The sequence below is a fragment of the Haloferax sp. Atlit-6N genome (assembly GCF_003383195.1).
Taxonomy (GTDB): domain Archaea; phylum Halobacteriota; class Halobacteria; order Halobacteriales; family Haloferacaceae; genus Haloferax; species Haloferax gibbonsii.
The window spans coordinates 1-435 of sequence record NZ_QEQJ01000412.1; the positions used below are offsets into that span (position 1 = coordinate 1).

At 73.8% G+C, this 435-nt stretch carries 1 pseudogene; it reads left to right on the plus strand.

Features of this window, described 5'->3' with window-relative positions:
* Positions 1–327, plus strand: a pseudogene (locus DEQ92_RS24345) (ABC transporter ATP-binding protein); the annotation flags it as partial.
* Between the last annotated feature and the right edge of the window lie 108 nt (positions 328–435).

The following is a 435-nucleotide window of genomic DNA, read 5'->3' on the forward strand; positions in this document are numbered from 1 at the left end:
GTCGACGGCGCAACGCCCGATCGCCGATCGGAGTCGGGGACGGAGCGCTACCGCACCGTCGTCCCCGATATGGACGCCGTCGAGGCGGTCCGGGAGCTAGCCACCGCGGCCGGAGGCGAAGTCGTCGACATCCGCACGCGAGAGCAGAGCCTCGAAGACATCTTCCTCGACCTGGCTCGCGAGACTCCGCCGGCCGCGGCTCGGGGACAGGGCCGAGAGCCGAAAGCGAGCGGCCCGGGAGCGCGGACAGAGAGCGACGGGAGACCGTCCACTGGCGACGACGCCGACGCCACCCAGACCGACCCCGACGGGGGTCGCCGGCAGTGACGCGCTCGCTGCGCGAACGCGTCGCGGCGGTCGTCCGGATCGCCCGCTGGGAGGTCGAACGCTCGGCGGGGATCGTCGACCGCCGAACGGCGGTGCTCGGCGTGCTCG